This window comes from Planctomycetota bacterium, from assembly GCA_039819165.1.
GTDB lineage: Bacteria > Planctomycetota > Phycisphaerae > Phycisphaerales > UBA1924 > JAHCJI01.
Window position 1 is genome coordinate 232387 of sequence record JBCBSM010000002.1, and the last position, 17563, is coordinate 249949.

Consider the following 17563-nt stretch of genomic DNA (forward strand, 5'->3'; position numbering starts at 1 on the left):
CACCGGAGACACACAACATGCTCGGCACCACCCGAGATTCCACCCATCCGAGGCGTGTGTGCGTCCGCCTCGCGATTGCTACGGCATGCGCGGCCGCCGGCGCCGCGACGGCGCACCAGGACGCGCAGGCGGCACGCTCCACCGACGCGGTCGCCGCCGGCCACGATCGCGGCACCCTCATGCTCCGCTACGCCGAGTTCGACCCGCTGCGGGTCGTGCCGGCGACGCCCGATGCGCTGACGGCGGACGCGACCCACGACGCCCACATCGTGCAGTTCGCTACGGCGATCACGCATGCTGATCGCGAGTCACTCGGCCGCGCCGGCGCCCGCATCGCGAAGCACCTGCCGTTCAACGCGTACATCGTGCGCGGCGATGCGGCGGTCGTCGATGCGGTCGCCGGCCTGTCCTCGGTCCGCTGGGTGGGTCCGTACCACCCGGCCTACAAGCTGGACGAGCCGCTGCTCCAGGATCTCGCCACCGGCGCATCCGGCGACGACGCACGGCTGTACTCGATCCAGATGCTCGAGCGCGGTCCGAAGGACCAGAACGCCATCGCGGGCTTCGTGCAGTCGATCGGCGGCGTGGTGACCGGCGCGGAGCCCGAGGGCTTCCGCATCGAGGCGCGGCTGACGCTCGACCAGCTCGCCGAGGTCGCCAACCGGGGTGAGGTCCAATTCATAGACGCCAAGGGGCCGGGCGAGGACGACATGGACATCGTCCGCGGTTTCGGCGGGGCCGACACCGTCGAGCGCATCGCGGGCTACACCGGGCTGGGCGTGCGGGCCGAGGTGCTCGACGGCGGCCTGCGGACCACGCACGTCGACTTCGCGGCGCGGCCTCCCATCCTGCACGGGCCCAACGGCGGCATCTACACGCACGGCACGCCCGTGTACGGCATCGTCTTCGGCGATGGCTCGGGCGATGCCCGCTACCGCGGGCTGCTGCCCGATGCCCGGGGCATCTTCGCGTCGTATCCGCGGCTGGACCTGCTGGGCGGCCCGATCACCCGATACGCCCACACGGCCGAGCTGGTCGACCCGGATGGCGTATACCGCGCGGTGTTCCAGACCAACAGCTGGGGCGATCCCCGGACGAGCGACTACACGACGATCTCGGCGCAGATGGACGACATCATCCTGCTGCACGACATCCTGATCACCCAGAGCCAGTCCAACTCGGGCGATACGCAATCGAGGCCGCAGGCCTGGGCCAAGAACATCGTGTCGGTGGGCGGCATCGGCCACTTCGATACCGCGGGCCGCGACGACGACCGGCACACGGGCGCGAGCACCGGGCCGGCGGCCGACGGCCGCATCAAGCCCGACCTGTCGCACTTCTACGACGTCGTGGACACGACCGCGGGCGTGGGCGACACGCTGTACACGACCTTCGGCGGCACCAGCGGCGCCACGCCGATCACCGCGGGACACTTCGGCCTGCTCTTCCAGATGTGGGCCGACGCGGGGCCCGCGCTCAACTCGGCCGAAGAGCAGAGCGTCTTCGAGGCTCGACCACACGCGGCGACGGCCAAGGCGCTGATGATCAACACCGCGACGCCCTGGCCGCTGGGCCCGCGGATCCAGCGGCTCGAGCAGGGCTGGGGCGCCGCCAACGTCGCCACGCTGCTGCGGGACCTGGACCGCATGCTGGTCGTCGACGAGACCGAGGTGCTCGACGCCGTCGGCGACCTTCGCGAGTACGTCGTCATGGTGCCCGAGGGCGAGGCCGAGCTCAAGATCACGCTGGCGTTCCTGGATCCGGCGGGCACGACCTCCTCGACGATCCATCGCATCAACGACCTCGACCTGGAGGTCCGCGCCCCCGATGGCACGCGGTACTTCGGCAACAACGGGCTGCTCGGGCGTGCGTACTCGCTACCTGGTGGGGCCGCGAGCGACGTGGACACCGTGGAGAACGTGTTCGTTGAGGCGCCGATACCCGGCCACTGGGTCGTGCGGGTGGTCGTCGAAGAGCTGAACGAGGACGCACGCCTCGAGACGCCCGAGATCGACATGGACTACGCGCTGGTCGTCCGGGGCATCCGGCCGTGCCGGGGCGACTTCGATGGCAGCGGCTCGACCGACGCCTTCGACTTCCTGGCGTTCCAGAACGCCTTCGACGCGGGCGACCCGCTGGCCGACTTCGACGCCGGCGGCACGCTGGACATCTTCGACTTCCTGGAGTTCGTCAACGCCTTCGTCGTCGGCTGCGAGCGGTAGCGGCCGCTAGTTGCCGCGGGCGATGGGCGTGCCGCCCCTGGCCTGCTCGAGGGCACCGATGACGGCCTCGGACCCGTAGGCGTTTCGCATCCAGGGGGTGTCACCCCGGATGCCGGGCCCGTAGACAGCGAGCACGGGCGGGGCCGTCTGCCCGAGCTCCTTCATGAGCGTCCATCCCGGCTGGTTTGTCGTGGTCAGGTCCGCCTCGAGCAGGACCACATCATCGGCCTGGAGGCGAGACCGCACCGGATCGACATCGAGCACGGTGCGCTCGAGTGACTTGATGTTGATGCTCCAGTCGGCCGTGAAGTTGACGACGACGGTCTAGCCCTGGTCGCGGGCGCGAGCGAGCTTCTCCGGCGTGAAATCGTCCCATACGCCGGGGCGAGGCGTCGCGGCATCGCCGCCGAGTTCGGTGCCCTGGCCCTTGGCCTGCTCGATGGCGTTGAGGACGGCCTCGGAGCCGTAGACGTTGCGCATCCAGGGGGTGCCGCCCTGGATGCCGGGGCCGTAGACCGCGAGCACGGGCGGGGCCTTCTGCTGCAGTTGCTCCATGAGCTGCCAGCCCGGCAGGCTCTTGGTGGTCAGGTCGGCCTTGATCATGATGACGTCATCGGCGGCCAAGCGGCTCTTGACCGGATCGACGTTGAGCACGGTGCGTTCGAGGGCCTTGCAGTTGAGGCACCAGTCCGCGGTGAATTCGACCACCACGACGTACCCCGCGTCGCGTGCCTGCTGCAGCGTCTCGGGGGTGTAGTCGTTCCAGGTGGTGGTGATGAGCGAACCGGACGCATCCCCGAGGGCCGCGGCACGGACGAGGTACTCTTCCTTGGCCTTGCTGGTGGTGTCCACGGCGAAGACGATGGCCGTGCCGCCCAGCACGATTGCCACGAGTGAGAAGGCGGCGCGGGGCGCGGACTTGGGCGTGATCTGGAAGGTCTTGAACATGAGCCAGACGCCCGCGGCGGCGATGAAGACCGCGGCCGCCCACCACTGCAGCTGGCCGCCGATCCAGGGCATGTCCTTGGTAAGCGCCAGGATGCCGGTGCCCACGAAGTAGGCCGCCGCGCCCAGCAGCAGCAGACCCATGACCTGCTTGACCAGCTCGCTGGCCGGGCCGGTACGGGGCAGCACGTCGACCCACTTGGGGTTGAGCGACAGCACGAGGTAGGGCAGCGCCATGCCCACGCCGATGGCCGCGAAGATGACGAGCATGACGAGCGCCGGGATCTGCGCCGAGCTGGCGAAGAGGGCGCCGGCGACGAAGCCGAAGCAGGGCAGGCCCAGCACGCCGGTCATCACGCCGAAGACGAACGAGCCCCACGGCGAATCGACCTTGGGATTGACCTTGTAGACCGTCTGCGGCAGCTGGATGGTGAACAGGCCCATCAGGCCGATGGACATCACGGCGATGATCAGCCCGACGCCGAGCGTGAACCACCAGTAGCCGAAGATGGCGCCGACGGCGGTGCCCAGCACCGCGGCCGGGATGCCGATGCCCAGCCAGAACGCCACGACGCCCAGGGCCATCCATAGCCCGAGCACCAGCGACTTGCCGGGCGTGCCGGCGTGCTGCGACAGCGTCATGACCTTGATGGGGATGACCGGCAGCACGCAGGGGGTGAGGTTGAGCACCAAGCCGCCCAGGGCGGCGAGCACGGCGATGAACGCCACGCCCGCGACGCTATCCGGCGGCGGCACGGCGATGACGCCCAGGAACTTGTTGCGGGTGTCCACCTCGGCCGGCGCGGCGGGATCGGCCGCGGCATCGGCTTCCCCATCTGCGGGTGGGGCATCCGCGACGGACGCCTCGTCCTCGGGCTGCGGTGCGGCATCGAGGCCGCCGACCGCCAGCGCGATCGCGGCATCCAGCGTCGCGGCATCGAGGCCGTCCGCGATCGCCGGCGACGGGGCGGACTGGTTCCACGCCGGCAGCGACACCGAGACGGCGACGTCCTGCGGCGGGTAGCAGTAGGCCTCGTCGCAGGCCTGCAGCATGGTGGCGACCTCGATCGACAGTTCGCGGTTGGTGGCGGCGCGATCGAGCAGCACCGGCACGAAGGCGACCGCGCGGCCGGCGTAGACCGGAGCCTCGTAGGGCTGCGTGCCGCCCGCGGGATCGGGCACGGCCGCCAGCTTGGGCGAGGGCCACTGGATCCGCCCGGCGCCTAGCACGCCGTCCTGCCCGCTCGGCAGCGCGATCTCGGTGCGGATGGCGAAGGAGGCGAGATCGGCTGGCAGCACGTCCTGCTCGGCGCTGGGCCAGCTGTGCAGCGCGGGGCCGTGATCGAGGGTGACGGCGACGATGGCGATCGCCGGACCGTCGCTCGCCTGCCGCTGGGCGTACCAGGCCTCGGCCGACACGCCGACCTCGGTGCCGCCCTGGGCCCACGCCGTCGACGGGGAGGCCAGGGCCAGCAGCGCGGCGACACCATACAGGATCCAGCTTCGCATCGCGTCCTCCGCCGGCCGTCCGGGTGCCCCGGGCCGCCGGCACCATGGCCGCGGACCGATCGACGGCCGTCTGTGCGGAGTGTAATCCCCCCGGTCGGTCGGCTGTTCCCGGGCCCGCGCGGCGTTGGATGGGTTTGTTGGGGCGGCGGGATTCGCGGACTCAAGCCGGGCGGGCGATGGCTCCGATGCTGGCGGGTGCGTCGGCGGGTGGCCGGCGGCTCGTCCTCGGGTTGGAGCCTCCATGGACATCCTGGACCAGAACGAGGTCGATGCCCTGCTTGCCGCCGTCGGCAGCGGCGAGGTCGAGGACGAGACCCACGAGGTCAAGATCTTCAGCCGCCACCGCAAGGACTTCGACGAGGTCGAGGTCCGCACGTACGACTTCAAGCGACCCGAGCGCGTCAGCAAGGACCAGATGCGGTCGCTGCAGACGCTGCACGAGCAGTTCTCGCGGAACTTCGGGGCCTCGCTCTCGGGCTTCCTGCGGACGATCGTGGAGGTCAAGGTCGCCACGTGCGACCAGATGACCTACGGCGAGTTCATCAGCGCGCTGCCCAACCCCACGTCGTTCAACCTGATCGAGAGCGACGTGCTCGAGGGCCAGATGTGCATGGAGCTCAGCCCGCTGATCATCTACCCGATCATCGATCGACTGCTGGGGGGCACCAGCCAGGACCTGTTCATCCCCCAGCGGCCCATGACGCTCATCGAGAGCCGGCTGATCGGCAACGTCACCACGCGGGGCCTCGAGGCGCTCAGCGAGGCCTGGGCGGGCGTCAAGGAGATGAATTTCCACGTCACCGCGACCGAGAGCAACCCGCAGCTGGTGCAGATCGTGCCGCCTAACGAGGTCGTGGTCGTGGTGGGCTTCGAGATCAAGATGTCCAACCGTGCGGGCACCATGAGCCTGTGCATCCCCTACAACGTCATCGAGCCGGTCATGGACGCCGTCAGCGACCAGACGTGGTTCAGTTCGGGCCAGGCCAGCCGCATCCCGGGCGTCAGCACCCGCCTGAACGAGTCGCTCTCGGCGGCGCCGGTGTCGGCGGCGGCGGTGCTGGCCTACAGCACCATGAGCCTGCAGGACCTCTCGAGCATGGCCGAGGGCGACTTGATCCTGACCGAAACCAAGTCGGAGCGGGACGTGGTCTTCTGCGTCGAGGGCCAGCGGAAGTTCCTGGCCCGCATCGGCCAGTGCCGCGATCACCGCGCCGTGCAGATCGTGCGGCCGGTCACGCCCAAGGACCGCTTCTGACGGGATCGGCTGGGGCTGGTCGGCCGCGCTCGGTTGACACGATTCTGCCGCGTCCTAACATCTCCTTGCTATGAATCGCACCGGGATCGATCGCGGTCGGCTGTGCGTGCTCGCGACGCGAGCCGTGGCCGCATCGGTGCACTGGTCGATGCGTGGGTCGATGCGTGGGGATCGCCGCCGATGATGTGATCGTCCGGCACATCCCGACGCACCCGCGGTGTGCGGTTCGTGGCCGGGTCCGGGGCGCGTTGGGCGTCTCGTGGCCCGGGTTGCATTTTGGAGCCCGCCCCGCGGCGGGCGTCGGAGGACGCGGACGTTGAACGGCCCGGAAATGCTCAGGATCCTCGACTCGATCGCCCGCGACCGCAAGGTGGAGCGATCGGTGCTGATCCACGATCTCGAGCAGGCGATGGTGAGCGCGGCGCGGAAGCACTACGGCTCGCTGGACATGGAGGAGTTCGTCTGCACCGTCGATCCGCTGAGCGGCGAGATGTCGGTGACCCGCCACGGCGAGCCGCTGGAGCTGGACCCCGAGGGCCTGGGCCGCATCGCCGCCCAGACCTTCAAGCAGGTCATGATCCAGAAGTTCCGCGAGGACGAGCAGACGAGCCTCTACGACCGCTACCAGAACCGCGTGGGCCAGATCGTCACCGGCGCCGCCCAGCGATACGAGCGCGGCGGGCGGCTGATGGTCTCCCTGGACGCCGGCGAGGGCGAGATGCCCCGCCAGGAGCAGATCCCCGGCGAGCAGTTCGGCCCGGGCGACCGCGTTCGCGCGATGATCCTGGACGTCAAGCGGGACGGCACCGCCACCCGCGTGGTGCTCACTCGGGGGCATGAGGACTTCATCAAGCGGCTCTTCGAGGTCGAGGTGCCCGAGGTGGCCGAGCGGATCATCGAGGTCAAGGCGATGGCCCGCGAGCCCGGGCAGCGAACCAAGATCGCCGTCAGCTCGATCGACAGCCGCGTCGACGCGGTGGGCGCCTGCGTCGGCGTGCGGGGCAGCCGCATCAAGAACATCGTCGACGAGCTCAACGGCGAGAAGATCGACATCGTGCGATGGAACGAGTCGAGCCAAATCCTCATCCAGAACGCGCTCAAGCCCGCCGAGGTGGCCGAGATCAGCCTGTGCTTCGAGCTGGGACGCGCCACGGTGGTGGTCCGCGAGGACCAGCTGAGCCTGGCCATCGGCAAGCGGGGGCAGAACGTCCGCTTGGCGGCGAAGCTGACCGGCTGGGACGTGGACATCCTGACGCCCGAGGAGTTCACCAAGGGACTGGAGACCCTGTCGCAGACGCTGCAGGAGATCGAGCCCATCGACGAGCAGATGGTCGATCGCCTCGCGGCGCTGGGCATGATCAGCGTCTTCGACATCGTCGAGATCGGCGCCGACATGCTGGCGACCGAGCTGGAGATCTCCGCCGAGCACGCGGCCAACGCCGTGGAGCTGGCCGCGGCGAAGGCCAAGATCGTCGAGGAGCAGCAGGCCCGCGAGAAGGAAGAGGCCGAGCGGCGGCGGCAGGAAGAGCAGGCGCGGATCGCCGCGGGCGAGGACCTGCTGGGCCCCGCCGACGCACCGGACGCCGATTCGGCGGCGGCGGCGATCCTCGCGGGCGGCGGCGCGACCGAGGCGCAGGCGGGCTCCGAGCCCGGGACCGCCGGCGGCGAGACGCCCGCCGGCGAGCACTCGGGGGGCTCCGGGGATTCGCCCGGCGAGGCCCAGGGTGGGGCCGCGGATAACGGAGAGAGCGACGGCGAGTCGAGGGCCGCGGAGATCCTGGGCAGCTGATCGAGCATTCGAGGCCGCGGGTGACGCGGCGGGATGCCGGGCGGCGGATGGTGTGCCGCCCGGCCTGTGGAGGAACGCTTGGCTAAGCGCGTGTTCGAGCTTGCGAAGGAACTGGGCATCGCCTCCAAGGCGATCGTGCAGAAGTGCCGCGACGAGGGCATCCCCGAGTCGGTGGTGAAGAACCACATGTCGACGGTGTCGGTCGGCCTCGAGGCGACCGTGCGGGAGTGGTTCGCCGGCGAGGAGGGCGAGGCCAAGCCGCACACCGCCGTCGAGACCGCCAAGCCGGTGGATCTCTCGAAGGCCCGGGCCAAGCCGCGTGCCAAGGCCCGCAAGAAGGCCGCAACCAAGAAGGCGGAGTCGGCCGATGCCGGCGGCGAGACCGCAACCGCGATCGCCGAGCCGCCCGCGCGTTCGAATCGCGCCGCGGCGCCCGCCGCGCCGGGCGATGACGCCCCCGCCGACGGCGACGCGAGCACGACCGACGCCGCCGCGGAGGCCCCCGCTGCTGCGCCCGAAGCGCCGGCAGCCGGTACGCCCACGGACGCACCCGCCGAAGCGCCGGCAGCGGCCACGGATGAGACCGGTGCCGGCGGGGCATCGGCCGCCGCCGCCAGTGCACCCGCGGCCGACGCGGCGCCCCCGGCCGACCAGGGCCCCATCAAGCCCGGCACGCCCGCGCCCGAGAACGTGCCCGACCGGCCCAAGGTGGTCGCGCCCGCGGGGCCGATGCTGCAGAAGAAGACGCCCGTCAAGCTGAGCGGACCGAAGATCGTCCGCGTCGAGGCGCCCGAGCAGGTCGACACCCGGCCGCGCAGCCGCGGCCCGCGGGGCGGGGGCGGCTACGGCCCGCCGGCGGGCCCGATGGACATGCCCGCGGGTCCCGGCGGCGCCGGGGGCCCGGGCGGCGGCCGCCGCGGCGGGGGCAGCACGCGTCGCCGCGGGCGGCAGGACCAGCCCACCGGCGGCAGCGGCATGTGGCGCGAGCAGGACCTCATCGAGCGGGAGGCCAAGCTCCAGCAATCGGGCGGCTACCTCAAGAAGCGCCGCCAGGACCTGGCCCGCAGCAGCGGCCAGCAGCGGCCGCAGACGCCCGCGCAGATGGGCGGCACGGTGAAGATCGCCGCGCCGTTCACCATCAAGGATCTCTCCGCCGCCACCGGCGTGAAGGCCGCCGAGATCGTCAAGAAGCTCTTCATGCAGGGCATCATGGCGCAGATCAACAGCGGCATCGAGGTCGAGAAGGCCCAAGAGATCATGATGGACTTCGACATCGAGCTCGAAGTCGCCGCCGCCAAGAGCGCCGAGGAGGCGGTCGCCGCCCAGTTCGAGGACCGCACGACCGTCGACGAGCGGGCCCGCGGCCCGGTGGTCACCATCCTGGGCCACGTCGACCACGGCAAGACCAGCCTGCTCGACAAGATCCGCAACGCCAACGTGGCGGCGGGCGAGGCCGGCGGCATCACGCAGGCCACCAGCGCCTTCCGCGTGCCCGTCAAGGTGGGCGAGGGCAAGAAGGCCTCGGAGAAGCAGGTCGTCTTCATCGATACCCCGGGCCACGAGGCGTTCACGGCCATGCGCTCCCGCGGCGCGACGGTAACCGACATCGTGGTGCTGGTGATCGCCGCCGACGACGGCGTGATGCCGCAGACGGCCGAGTCGATCAGCCACGCAAAGGCTGCCGGCGTGCCGATCGTGGTGGCGCTCAACAAGATCGACAAGCCCGAGGCCACCGACGCGCGCATCCAGGAGATCCTGGGCCAGCTGGCGGGCCACGAGCTCAACCCCGTGGACTGGGGCGGCGACACCGAGGTCATCCGCACCAGCGCCCAGACGGGCCAGGGCATCGACGAGCTGCTCGAGACCCTCGACATCCAGGCCGACCTGCTGGAGCTGAAGGCCGACCACGGCGGCAACGCCCGCGGCACGGTCATCGAGAGCCAGATGGAGCCGGGCCGCGGCGCCGTGATGAACGTCCTGCTCCAAGAGGGCGCGCTGAAGGTCGGCGACTTCATCGTCGCGGGCCGCGCGTTCGGCCGCGTCCGCGACCTGACCGACGACAAGGGCACGCGGATCAAGGAGGCCCACCCGCCCATGCCGCTGCAGGTGACGGGCATCGACGAGCTGCCCGACGCGGGCGACAAGTTCTTCGTCGCCGCCACGCTCAAGGAGGCCCAGAACGCCGCCGAGCAGCGGCGAGGCCGGGAGCGCGAGGAGCAGCTCGCCCAGCCGACCATGACGCTGGATCGGATGTTCAGCCAGATGGCCGAGGCCGAGCTCAAGGAGATCCTCGTCGTGCTCAAGGCCGACGTGCAGGGCTCGGTCGACGTGCTCAAGAGCGAGATCGAGAAGGTCTCCAACGAGGAGATCCGCGTGCGGGTCATCCACTCGGCCGTGGGCGGCGTGACCGAGAGCGACGTGCTGCTGGCCGAGGCCTCCAAGGCGGTCATCGTCGGCTTCAACGTCATTCCGTCGGGCAAGGCCCGCAAGCTGGCGGACACCAAGGGCGTGCAGATCCGCACGTACGACGTGATCTACCACATCACCGAGGACATGCAGAAGGCCGCCGAGGGCCTGCTCGAGCCCGAGCTCCGCCAGGAGGTGCTGGGGCACGCCGAGGTCCGCGCGGTGTTCAAGGTCAGCAAGGTGGGCAACATCGCGGGCTGCTACGTCACCGACGGCGTGGTGCAGCGGGACGCGCTCATCCGCGTCACCCGCGGCGACATCGTCATCGAGAACGACCGCAAGCTGGCCCAGCTCAAGCGATTCAAGGACGACGCCAAGGAAGTCCGCGCCAACATGGAGTGCGGCATGAAGATCGACGGCTACGACGACATCAAGGAAGGCGACATCCTCGAGTGCTACAAGCAGGTCGAGGTGAAGCGGACGCTCTAATCCGGCCGCGCCCCGCGATCCAGCGCTGCCCATTCGTTGCTGCCCATGGTCATCGGCGTGCTCCAATTCGAACTGCTCGTACCGGGCTCGGAGTCCCTCAAGGACAAACGGGCCGTCGTACGCTCGGTGCGCGATCGGCTCAGCCGGGAGCTGCGAGTGAGCATCGCCGAGGTGGATGCGCACGACACGCTGGACATGGCGGTCATGGGCCTGGCCTGCGCCGCCCGCGACGGCAAGCGGGCGCACGAGATTCTCGACGCCGCGTGGAACACGCTGACCAAGCTGCGAGACGGCCAGGTGGGCGCCGTCCGCCGCGAGATCATCGTGCCCAGCGAGGAGGGCGAGGCCCCGGCCGGCGAGGCCGCGGATCCGCACGATATCGACGGCGAGATGCTGGCGCACTTCTCGAACGGGGAGTCTCCGGATCGCGACCCGAACGGCACCTCGGGCGGGACCGAGCGCCCATGAGTGCCAAGCGGGAGCGGCTGGTGTCGTCCATCGAGCGGGGCATCCAGCAGGTGCTCGCCCGGGGGCTACAGGATCCCCGCATTCGCGGCCTGATCACCATCACCAGGGTGGAGATCACGCCCGACGGCAAGTTCGCCGACGTGGGCATCTCCGTGCTGCCCGAGGAGCACCAGGAGCTCACGCTGCACGGCCTCAGGAGTGCCCGGCGGCACGTCCGCCGCGAGGTGGGCGAGCTGATCCGCACGCGGGCGATGCCCGAGCTGCGCTTCCGCCTCGACACATCGCTCAAGAAGCAGGCCGAGGTGCTCGACGCGCTCGCGCAGGTCCGCGAGGAGGACGACCCGAACACTCCCGAAGCGGACGATGCCGAAGCTGTTGATGTCGAAGCACGCGACGCCACGGAGCCGAGGCCGTGAGCGGGCGGCCCGCGCGCTCCGGGGTCGCGGCGCGTGAGGCCGATGCATCGGGCGCGTTGGCCGCGGCGGTCGCCGTCGACATGCCCGACCCGTCCGCGATGCTGCCGGGCCGCGTCGATCCGCCGACGGCCGATCTCGTGTTCTCGATCCTCGCGTGCGATGCGGGCCTCGATGCCGCCGGCACCGCCGTGCAAGGGCTCCGGGATGCCTTCGTGGACCTGCACGAGGTCCGCGTGGCGCTGCCCGGGGAGATCGCCGACGCCGCCGGCTGCTCTCTGGAGCGGGCCGGGACGCTGCGCCGGGCGCTCGGGGCCGCCTACGCGTCGCGGCACCGCGTCAGCATCGCCGGGCTGCTAGAACGCCCCGCCCGCGCGGGCCGTCCCGACCTCCAGGACTTGCTGGGCGTGCCGCGATTCGTGGTCGATCGCGTGCGGCTGCTGCACGCGGATGGCCGGGACGTGCCGATCGACGATCGCCTGCTTGCAGCGCTGAAGCGGGCGGGCGTCGTCGGCGGCGACGCGGACGCGGCGGCCGCCGCCGAGCGGGCGCTTGCCGGCAGCGGCACGGATGACCCCCGCCTGGCGTACGCCCGCGTCGAGGGACTGGCCGCCGCGATCTAGCAACGCCGGCGCGTTCCGTATACTCATTCGAGAGACGCAGCCGCAGCGCCCGCGAGGGGCGAGGAGTGACCCGTGGCCGGACACAGCAAGTGGGCGAACATCCGCCACCGCAAGGAGCGGCAGGACAAGAAGAAGGGCAAGATCTGGTCCAAGTGCTCCAAGGCGATCATGGCCGCGGCGCGCGCGGGCGGGCCCGACCCCGAGACCAACCTCGCGCTGCGGTACGCCATCGACGAGGCCCGCTACGCCAACATGCCCAAGGACACGATCAAGCGTGCCGTCGACAAGGGCGCCGGCGCCGCGGGCGGGGCCGACTTCGAGGAGACCACCTACGAGGGCTACGGCCCGGGCGGCGTGGCGATCATCGTCGACGCCCTGACCGACAACAAGACCCGCACCGTCAACGACCTGCGGTTCCTCTTCAACCGCGGCGGGGGCACGCTGGGCAACGCCGGCTCGGTCGCCTTCATGTTCGAGACCAAGGGCCAGATCATCATCGAGGCCTCGAAGACCAGCGAGGAGCAGATCATGGAGGTCGCCCTCGAGGCCGGCGCCGAGGACATCGACGCCCCGGATCCCGATAGCGGCGAGGACGGCGGCTGGACCGTCACCACCGAGCGCACCGAGTTCCATCAGGTCAAGCAGGCGATCGAGGATGCCGGGGTGGAGATCCTCGAGGCGCAGATCACCAAGATCCCCACCACCATCGCGCAGGCCGAGGCCGACGACGCCGCGAAGCTCATGAAGCTCATCGACGCCATCGAGGACAACGAGGACGTGCAGAAGGTCTACCACAACCTCGACGAGGATCTCGCCGAGGCGGCCGCGGAGGCGTAGCGAGGTCGGCCTCGCCCTAGCCCAGGCTGCGGCCGGTCTCGAGGTCCAGCAGCTTCCAGGGCAGCGCCTTTATGACCTTCATGAGCACGGGCCAGGCGATGTCCTCGTCGATGAGCGTCACCAGCCCCTGCGTCACGCGATCGATGTTGCGGGGGATCTCGACGACCAGCCCGGGGCCATGCAGCAGGTGGGTGCCCGCGCCCTCGCCCGCCGAGCCGTCCGGCGCGGTGTTGTACTCGGCCAGGGCCTCGGTGACCTCGTCGACGGTGCCCAGCGGCGGCAGGCCCTCGTCGGCCGGGCTCGACGAGACGATGACGATCTGGCGGCGACCCATCAGCCGCCGCTCCGGCTGGCCAGCAGCGTGGCGGCGGTCTCGGTGAGCTGGCCGAGCGGCACCGGCTTGATCAGGTAGTGGTCCACGCCGAGCGACTGGGCGTACGCCTCGTGCCGCTTGCCGTCGTTGGCCGTCACCATGATGACCAGCGGGCTGTCGTCGTTGCCCTTGATCTTCTCGAGGGCCAGGAAGCCCGAGCGACCGGGCAGCATCATGTCGAGCACGACCAGATCGGGCTTGCCCTCGGCGCACCGCTCGATGGCGGCGTTGCCGTCCGAGGCGGTGATCGTCTCGGCGCCCTCGGCGCGGAAGGCCGCCTCGACGGCCGTCAGCACGTCGCGGTCGTCGTCGACGATGAGGATGACGCTGTCCTGGAGGATGCTGGTGTCGGTGGCCGTCACGTCGGTGGCTCCCTTGCGGCGAAGGCCCGCTAGATGCGATCGGTAGCCCGATCACGCCCGCAATGGGCGTGCGGGGCCATTGAAGCCGTTCGGCCGGGGGACGGCAAGTGTTCCGCCGGGTTGGCCCTCGCGGGCGAGGGGCTAGTCGTCGTCGCCGGGCGACCCCGACCGCCCGAACATCCAGGCGTCCAGCGAGAGGCCGCCACCGCCCGAGAACACGAGGCCCAGCGAGGCCGCCAGCAGCGCGATCTGCCACAGGAAGGTCGAGTAGGTCCGCAGGTCCCAGGGGTCGTAGCCCTCGCCGCCGGGCAGGAAGCCGAGCACGGCATCGCCCGCCTGGATGGCGGGCCCGATCTGGGTCATCCAGGCCGCCATCGCCATGACACCGGCGATGGCCAACGCCGACAGCCGCGTCGCGAAGCCGCCCAGCAGCAGGATGCCGCCGACGAGCTCGGCCAGCGCCGCCGCCCACGCCAGCCGCACGGGCCACGGCGGCGCACCGAGGCCGGCGGGCAGCAGCGGCATGGCGGGCTCGGCGGCGGCGCCCGCCTCGGCCTCGGTAGGCGCCGGGTTGGCGGCGGCGTGGATCGCAAGCGACAGGCCGTGCAGCGCCCGCACGTCCGAGGCGGCCGCGGGCTGGGACACCAGCACCGCCCGCACACCCGGCGCGTCGGCGGCGGTGTCGGGCGGATTCGACGAGGGCCGCGGCGTCGACGGCGGGGACTGGGGCGTCGCCGGATCCGGATCTACGGGAGCTGGTTCAGCGGGAACTGGATCGGCCGGCGGATCCTCGGGCAAGGGTGCGGGCTCGATGATCGGCGGATCCGCGGGATCGGGCTGTGGGTCGGGCTCCAGCTCGGTCGGTGGAGTCGGCTCGGGTTCTGGCGTGGGTTCTGGCGTGGGTTCTGGCTGCGGATCTGCACGGGTTGTGTCAGCTGGTGGCGATCCGTCCGGGGCGGGGTCTTCGTGGGCGGGCTCGGCGGGCGTGGCCGCGGCGGCGGACGAGAGGACCCCGGCCGCCACGAGCGCGCCGCGGTTCTGGTCGGTGACGTCCATCGTTCCGAACACCTTGGTAACACCCGCCCAGATGAACGTCAGGGCGAGCGCCAGCCGCAGCAGCAGCGGCGTCATCGTCAAGGCCGAGCGCTGGCCGATCGTGAGCGTGTGGGCCATGAGTTCCCTCCGAGTCTGGGGCCACACGAGCGGCGGCCGGCCGCGGGATTGTTCGCGGCCCGATGGGCGCACGAGCCGCCGTTGGTGCGTGCCCGCATCTCGTTGGGATCCACCCCCCGCGCGTGCCGCCCGCCCTCCGCGGACATCCACGCCGGTACCATTTCTCTGTATGGTGCGGCACGGCAACATCCCGTTGGACGACATGCCGGACGACGCGATCGAGCGGCGGGCGGCGGCGCTGCGGGGCGACGTCGCCGAGGCCCCGCCCGCGGTCCGCGAGGAGCTCGACGAGGGACCGAGCCTCGATGACCTGGAGAAGTTCTCCGGGGTCACGCAATCGTGCTGGCGCTGCGGCACCGAGCTCTACGACGACGCCACCGTGTGCTGGCACTGCAACGCGGGCGTCGGACCGGGCAGCAAGCCACGGGGCGGCACGCCCTGGTGGGCGTTCGTCGTGGCCATCCTGGCCCTCGCCGGATTCGTGCTGCTGGCTGTCTTCTAGCAGGCCGAAGGCCTTGGCCTAGCTGCCGAGCGCCCGCACGCGGTCGGCCTGGTCGCCGATGCTGGTGATCCGCAGGCCGAAGTTCTCGCCGACCTTGACGGCGGTGCCCCGCCCCGTGGTGCGGTTGTTTACGCACAGGAAGAGGTCTTCCTCTGCCGGCCGGCTCAGCTCAATGATCGACCCGCTCTTCAGGGCCATGACCTCGCCCACGGTCATGCTGCGCTCGCCCAGCACGACGACGATGGGGACTTCCAGGCTGAGCACGGTGCGGACGTCGCGGGCCACGCAGGGGGCATCGGTCGCCGGCGGGGATGGGCTTTAGGCGGCGGACGGCCCCTAGCCGTCGTACGAGCCCACCACCAGGCTGACGTTGTGCCCGCCGAAGCCGAATGTGTTGTTCATGCAGTAGCGGACCGTGCGCTCGCGGGCCGTCCCGGGCACGAGGTCGAGGTCGAAGGCGTCCTCGGGCGTCTCGAGGTTCACCGTCGGCGGCACCACGCCCTCTCGGATGGCCTGGACGCAGGCGATCAGTTCCACGGCGCCCGACGCGCCCAGGGCGTGGCCGTGCACCGACTTGGTGGAGCTCATGAGCAGCGAGCCGCCCGCCGACGCGCGGGCATGGTCGCCGAAGAGCTCGAGCACCGCGGCGACCTCGGCCCGATCGCCCAGCGGCGTGGACGTGCCGTGGGCGTTGACGTAATCGATGTCGGTGGGGTTGAGGCCCGCATCGTCGAGCGCCCAGCGCATGGCCTGCTTGGCGCCCCGGCCGGCCTCGTCGGGCGCCGTGATGTGGTGCGCATCGGCGCTGCAGGCCCATCCCGCGAGTTCGGCCAGGATGGTCGCGCCGCGGGCCTTCGCGTGGGCCTCGGATTCCAGCGTGACGGCGACGGCACCCTCGGCCAGCACGAATCCGTCGCGGGCCGCATCGAACGGCCGGCTCGCGGCCGCGGGATCTGTGGTCGAGCTGAGGGCCCGCATGGCCTGGAAGGCGCCCACGCACAGCGGGGTGATGGCCGCCTCGGTGCCGCCGGCGATCATGAGGTCGCAGCGGCCCTTGCGGATGTGCTCGACGGCCTCGCCGATGGCGTTGCCCGAGCTGGCGCAGGCGGTGGCGGTCGCCGTGGCCGGCCCGCGGAGGCCGTAGGTAATCGAGATATTGCCCGCCGACGCGTTGACCATCAGCCGGGGCACCGTCAGCGGGCTGAGCCGCTTGGGCCCCTTCTCGAGCAGGATGCTGTGGCCGCTCTCGATGGTGGAGATGCCGCCCACGCCGGATCCGAAGGCCACGCCGGCCCGCTCGGTCTGGAGGTGCTCGGGCTGCAGGCCGCTATCGGCCACGGCGCTTGCGGTGGCGGCCATCGCGAACTGGGTCGATCGATCCAGCCGCTTGGCCTCGCGGGCGTCGATGTGGTCGGCGGCGTTCCAGCCGCCGATCTGGGCGGCGACGTGCGTGGACCACTGGCCCTCGAACTGGTCGAAGTCCTCGCCGGTGAGCTTGGAGATGCCCGTCCGCCCGTCGCGCATGGACGCCCAGACCTCGGGCAGCGATAGCCCGATCGGCGTGACGGCGCCGACGCCGGTAACCACGACGCGATGGGGATGCTGGCTTGGGTTCGGCATGGTGGCGTGCGGGCCCGGAGTGCTCCCGGGAGCCCGGCTGGGCGGGGGCGTCACTCGATGCCGTGGGCCTGCTTGATGAAGTCGATGGCCTGGCCGACGGTCTTGATCTGCTCGGCCTGCTCGTCGGGGATGGACGTCTCGAACTCGTCCTCGAATTCCATGACGAGCTCGACGGTGTCCAGGCTATCGGCGTTGAGATCCTCGACGAAGCTGGTGTCGCGCGAGATCTTCTCCCGGTCGGCGTGCATCTGCTCGGCGACGATGTCGATTACCTTCGCCTCGATTTCCGATTCGGTCACCTGCGTGCCTCCGCATCCGCCCGGCCCTTCCGGGCGGGCAACTAGGGGCCCAGAAAACGGCCGCGGGCGGAGGGTCCCCCCAACGCACACCGATCCGGGTGAGCGCGATTCTACCCCGAAGCCTCCCCTGAGACGACGCGGGTGCGACCCGCCGTTCTGGGGCGTCGGTCTGTGCGGTCTGGGTGCCCCTTGCCGCGCCTGGGGGCCCGCACGCCCCGGCGACGCCGCAACGTGCGGGGCGTGGTGGATCGGCATGCACGTCATCCCGATCCCGGGGC

The 17563-nt window shown here is 70.9% G+C and carries 17 protein-coding genes; 9 read left to right on the plus strand and 8 right to left on the minus strand.

The window, feature by feature from the left end:
- The first annotated feature begins 17 nt into the window (after positions 1 to 17).
- A complete protein-coding gene (locus tag AAFX79_12430; protein MEO1009361.1) occupies positions 18 to 2222 on the plus strand; it encodes a S8 family serine peptidase in 2205 nt (734 codons plus the stop codon).
- A gap of 6 nt (positions 2223 to 2228) precedes the next feature.
- On the opposite strand, the gene AAFX79_12435 is transcribed toward AAFX79_12430, so the two are convergent.
- Together AAFX79_12435 and AAFX79_12440 are read right to left on the minus strand one after the other, a co-directional pair.
- Positions 2229 to 2486, minus strand: a complete 258-nt coding sequence (locus AAFX79_12435; protein MEO1009362.1) for a hypothetical protein — start codon at positions 2484 to 2486, stop codon at positions 2229 to 2231.
- Positions 2487 to 2546: 60 nt separating this feature from the next.
- The gene (locus AAFX79_12440) at positions 2547 to 4676 is read right to left on the minus strand and encodes a thioredoxin family protein (protein MEO1009363.1); all 2130 of its coding nucleotides are present in this window, start codon (positions 4674 to 4676) and stop codon (positions 2547 to 2549) included.
- A 241-nt stretch (positions 4677 to 4917) separates the two neighbouring features.
- Between AAFX79_12440 and fliM the strand changes: the two genes are divergently transcribed.
- From fliM to AAFX79_12475, 7 genes are all read left to right on the plus strand, one after another.
- Positions 4918 to 5931 (plus strand): flagellar motor switch protein FliM, encoded by a 1014-nt coding sequence (gene fliM, locus AAFX79_12445; protein MEO1009364.1) that lies wholly within the window; start codon positions 4918 to 4920, stop codon positions 5929 to 5931.
- Positions 5932 to 6247: 316 nt separating this feature from the next.
- Positions 6248 to 7720 (plus strand): transcription termination factor NusA, encoded by a 1473-nt coding sequence (gene nusA / locus AAFX79_12450; GenBank protein MEO1009365.1) that lies wholly within the window; start codon positions 6248 to 6250, stop codon positions 7718 to 7720.
- A 78-nt stretch (positions 7721 to 7798) separates the two neighbouring features.
- Complete coding sequence (gene infB, locus AAFX79_12455; GenBank protein ID MEO1009366.1) at positions 7799 to 10615, plus strand: translation initiation factor IF-2; 2817 nt, start codon at positions 7799 to 7801, stop codon at positions 10613 to 10615.
- 45 nt (positions 10616 to 10660) lie between these two features.
- The gene (locus AAFX79_12460; protein MEO1009367.1) at positions 10661 to 11083 is read left to right on the plus strand and encodes a DUF503 domain-containing protein; all 423 of its coding nucleotides are present in this window, start codon (positions 10661 to 10663) and stop codon (positions 11081 to 11083) included.
- Positions 11080 to 11499 (plus strand): 30S ribosome-binding factor RbfA, encoded by a 420-nt coding sequence (gene rbfA, locus AAFX79_12465; GenBank protein ID MEO1009368.1) that lies wholly within the window; start codon positions 11080 to 11082, stop codon positions 11497 to 11499. Before AAFX79_12460 ends, rbfA begins: the two co-directional genes overlap by 4 nt.
- Entirely contained in the window at positions 11496 to 12119 is a 624-nt protein-coding gene (locus tag AAFX79_12470) for a hypothetical protein (GenBank protein ID MEO1009369.1), read from the plus strand. The genes rbfA and AAFX79_12470 overlap by 4 nt, the downstream gene beginning before the upstream one ends.
- Positions 12120 to 12191: 72 nt before the next feature.
- Positions 12192 to 12956: a YebC/PmpR family DNA-binding transcriptional regulator gene (locus AAFX79_12475; GenBank protein MEO1009370.1), complete on the plus strand. Its 765-nt coding sequence runs from the start codon at positions 12192 to 12194 to the stop codon at positions 12954 to 12956.
- Between the two features lie 16 nt (positions 12957 to 12972).
- Here the strand turns inward: AAFX79_12475 and AAFX79_12480 are convergent, their stop codons facing one another.
- The 3 genes from AAFX79_12480 to AAFX79_12490 form a co-directional block, all read right to left on the minus strand.
- The gene (locus AAFX79_12480; protein ID MEO1009371.1) at positions 12973 to 13290 is read right to left on the minus strand and encodes a hypothetical protein; all 318 of its coding nucleotides are present in this window, start codon (positions 13288 to 13290) and stop codon (positions 12973 to 12975) included.
- On the minus strand, positions 13290 to 13691 hold the full coding sequence (locus tag AAFX79_12485) for a response regulator (protein ID MEO1009372.1): 402 nt from the start codon (positions 13689 to 13691) through the stop codon (positions 13290 to 13292). The genes AAFX79_12480 and AAFX79_12485 overlap by 1 nt, the downstream gene beginning before the upstream one ends.
- 141 nt (positions 13692 to 13832) lie before the next feature.
- Positions 13833 to 14864 carry a DoxX family membrane protein gene (locus AAFX79_12490; protein MEO1009373.1) on the minus strand — a complete coding sequence of 344 codons (1032 nt, stop codon included), beginning with the start codon at positions 14862 to 14864 and terminating at the stop codon, positions 13833 to 13835.
- A 169-nt stretch (positions 14865 to 15033) separates the two neighbouring features.
- On the opposite strand from AAFX79_12490, the gene AAFX79_12495 reads away from it, so the two are divergent.
- Positions 15034 to 15366 (plus strand): hypothetical protein, encoded by a 333-nt coding sequence (locus tag AAFX79_12495; protein ID MEO1009374.1) that lies wholly within the window; start codon positions 15034 to 15036, stop codon positions 15364 to 15366.
- Positions 15367 to 15384: 18 nt separating this feature from the next.
- Here AAFX79_12495 and AAFX79_12500 read toward each other — a convergent pair whose 3' ends face one another.
- From AAFX79_12500 to acpP, 3 genes are read right to left on the minus strand one after another with little or no spacing between them, the layout of a single operon-like run.
- Entirely contained in the window at positions 15385 to 15651 is a 267-nt protein-coding gene (locus AAFX79_12500; protein MEO1009375.1) for a FliM/FliN family flagellar motor switch protein, read from the minus strand.
- Positions 15652 to 15702: 51 nt separating this feature from the next.
- Positions 15703 to 16986 carry a beta-ketoacyl-ACP synthase II gene (gene fabF / locus AAFX79_12505; protein ID MEO1009376.1) on the minus strand — a complete coding sequence of 428 codons (1284 nt, stop codon included), beginning with the start codon at positions 16984 to 16986 and terminating at the stop codon, positions 15703 to 15705.
- A gap of 50 nt (positions 16987 to 17036) precedes the next feature.
- Entirely contained in the window at positions 17037 to 17285 is a 249-nt protein-coding gene (gene acpP / locus AAFX79_12510; GenBank protein ID MEO1009377.1) for an acyl carrier protein, read from the minus strand.
- Between the last annotated feature and the right edge of the window lie 278 nt (positions 17286 to 17563).

Coding starts and splice junctions, on each gene's coding strand:
- AAFX79_12430 (MEO1009361.1), top strand. CDS start 18: ATGCTCGGCACCACCCGAGATTCCACCCATCCGAGGCGTGTGTGCGTC.
- AAFX79_12440 (MEO1009363.1), bottom strand. CDS start 4,676: ATGCGAAGCTGGATCCTGTATGGTGTCGCCGCGCTGCTGGCCCTGGCC.
- fliM (MEO1009364.1), top strand. CDS start 4,918: ATGGACATCCTGGACCAGAACGAGGTCGATGCCCTGCTTGCCGCCGTC.
- AAFX79_12460 (MEO1009367.1), top strand. CDS start 10,661: ATGGTCATCGGCGTGCTCCAATTCGAACTGCTCGTACCGGGCTCGGAG.
- rbfA (MEO1009368.1), top strand. CDS start 11,080: ATGAGTGCCAAGCGGGAGCGGCTGGTGTCGTCCATCGAGCGGGGCATC.
- AAFX79_12480 (MEO1009371.1), bottom strand. CDS start 13,290: ATGGGTCGCCGCCAGATCGTCATCGTCTCGTCGAGCCCGGCCGACGAG.
- AAFX79_12490 (MEO1009373.1), bottom strand. CDS start 14,864: ATGGCCCACACGCTCACGATCGGCCAGCGCTCGGCCTTGACGATGACG.
- AAFX79_12495 (MEO1009374.1), top strand. CDS start 15,034: ATGGTGCGGCACGGCAACATCCCGTTGGACGACATGCCGGACGACGCG.
- fabF (MEO1009376.1), bottom strand. CDS start 16,986: ATGCCGAACCCAAGCCAGCATCCCCATCGCGTCGTGGTTACCGGCGTC.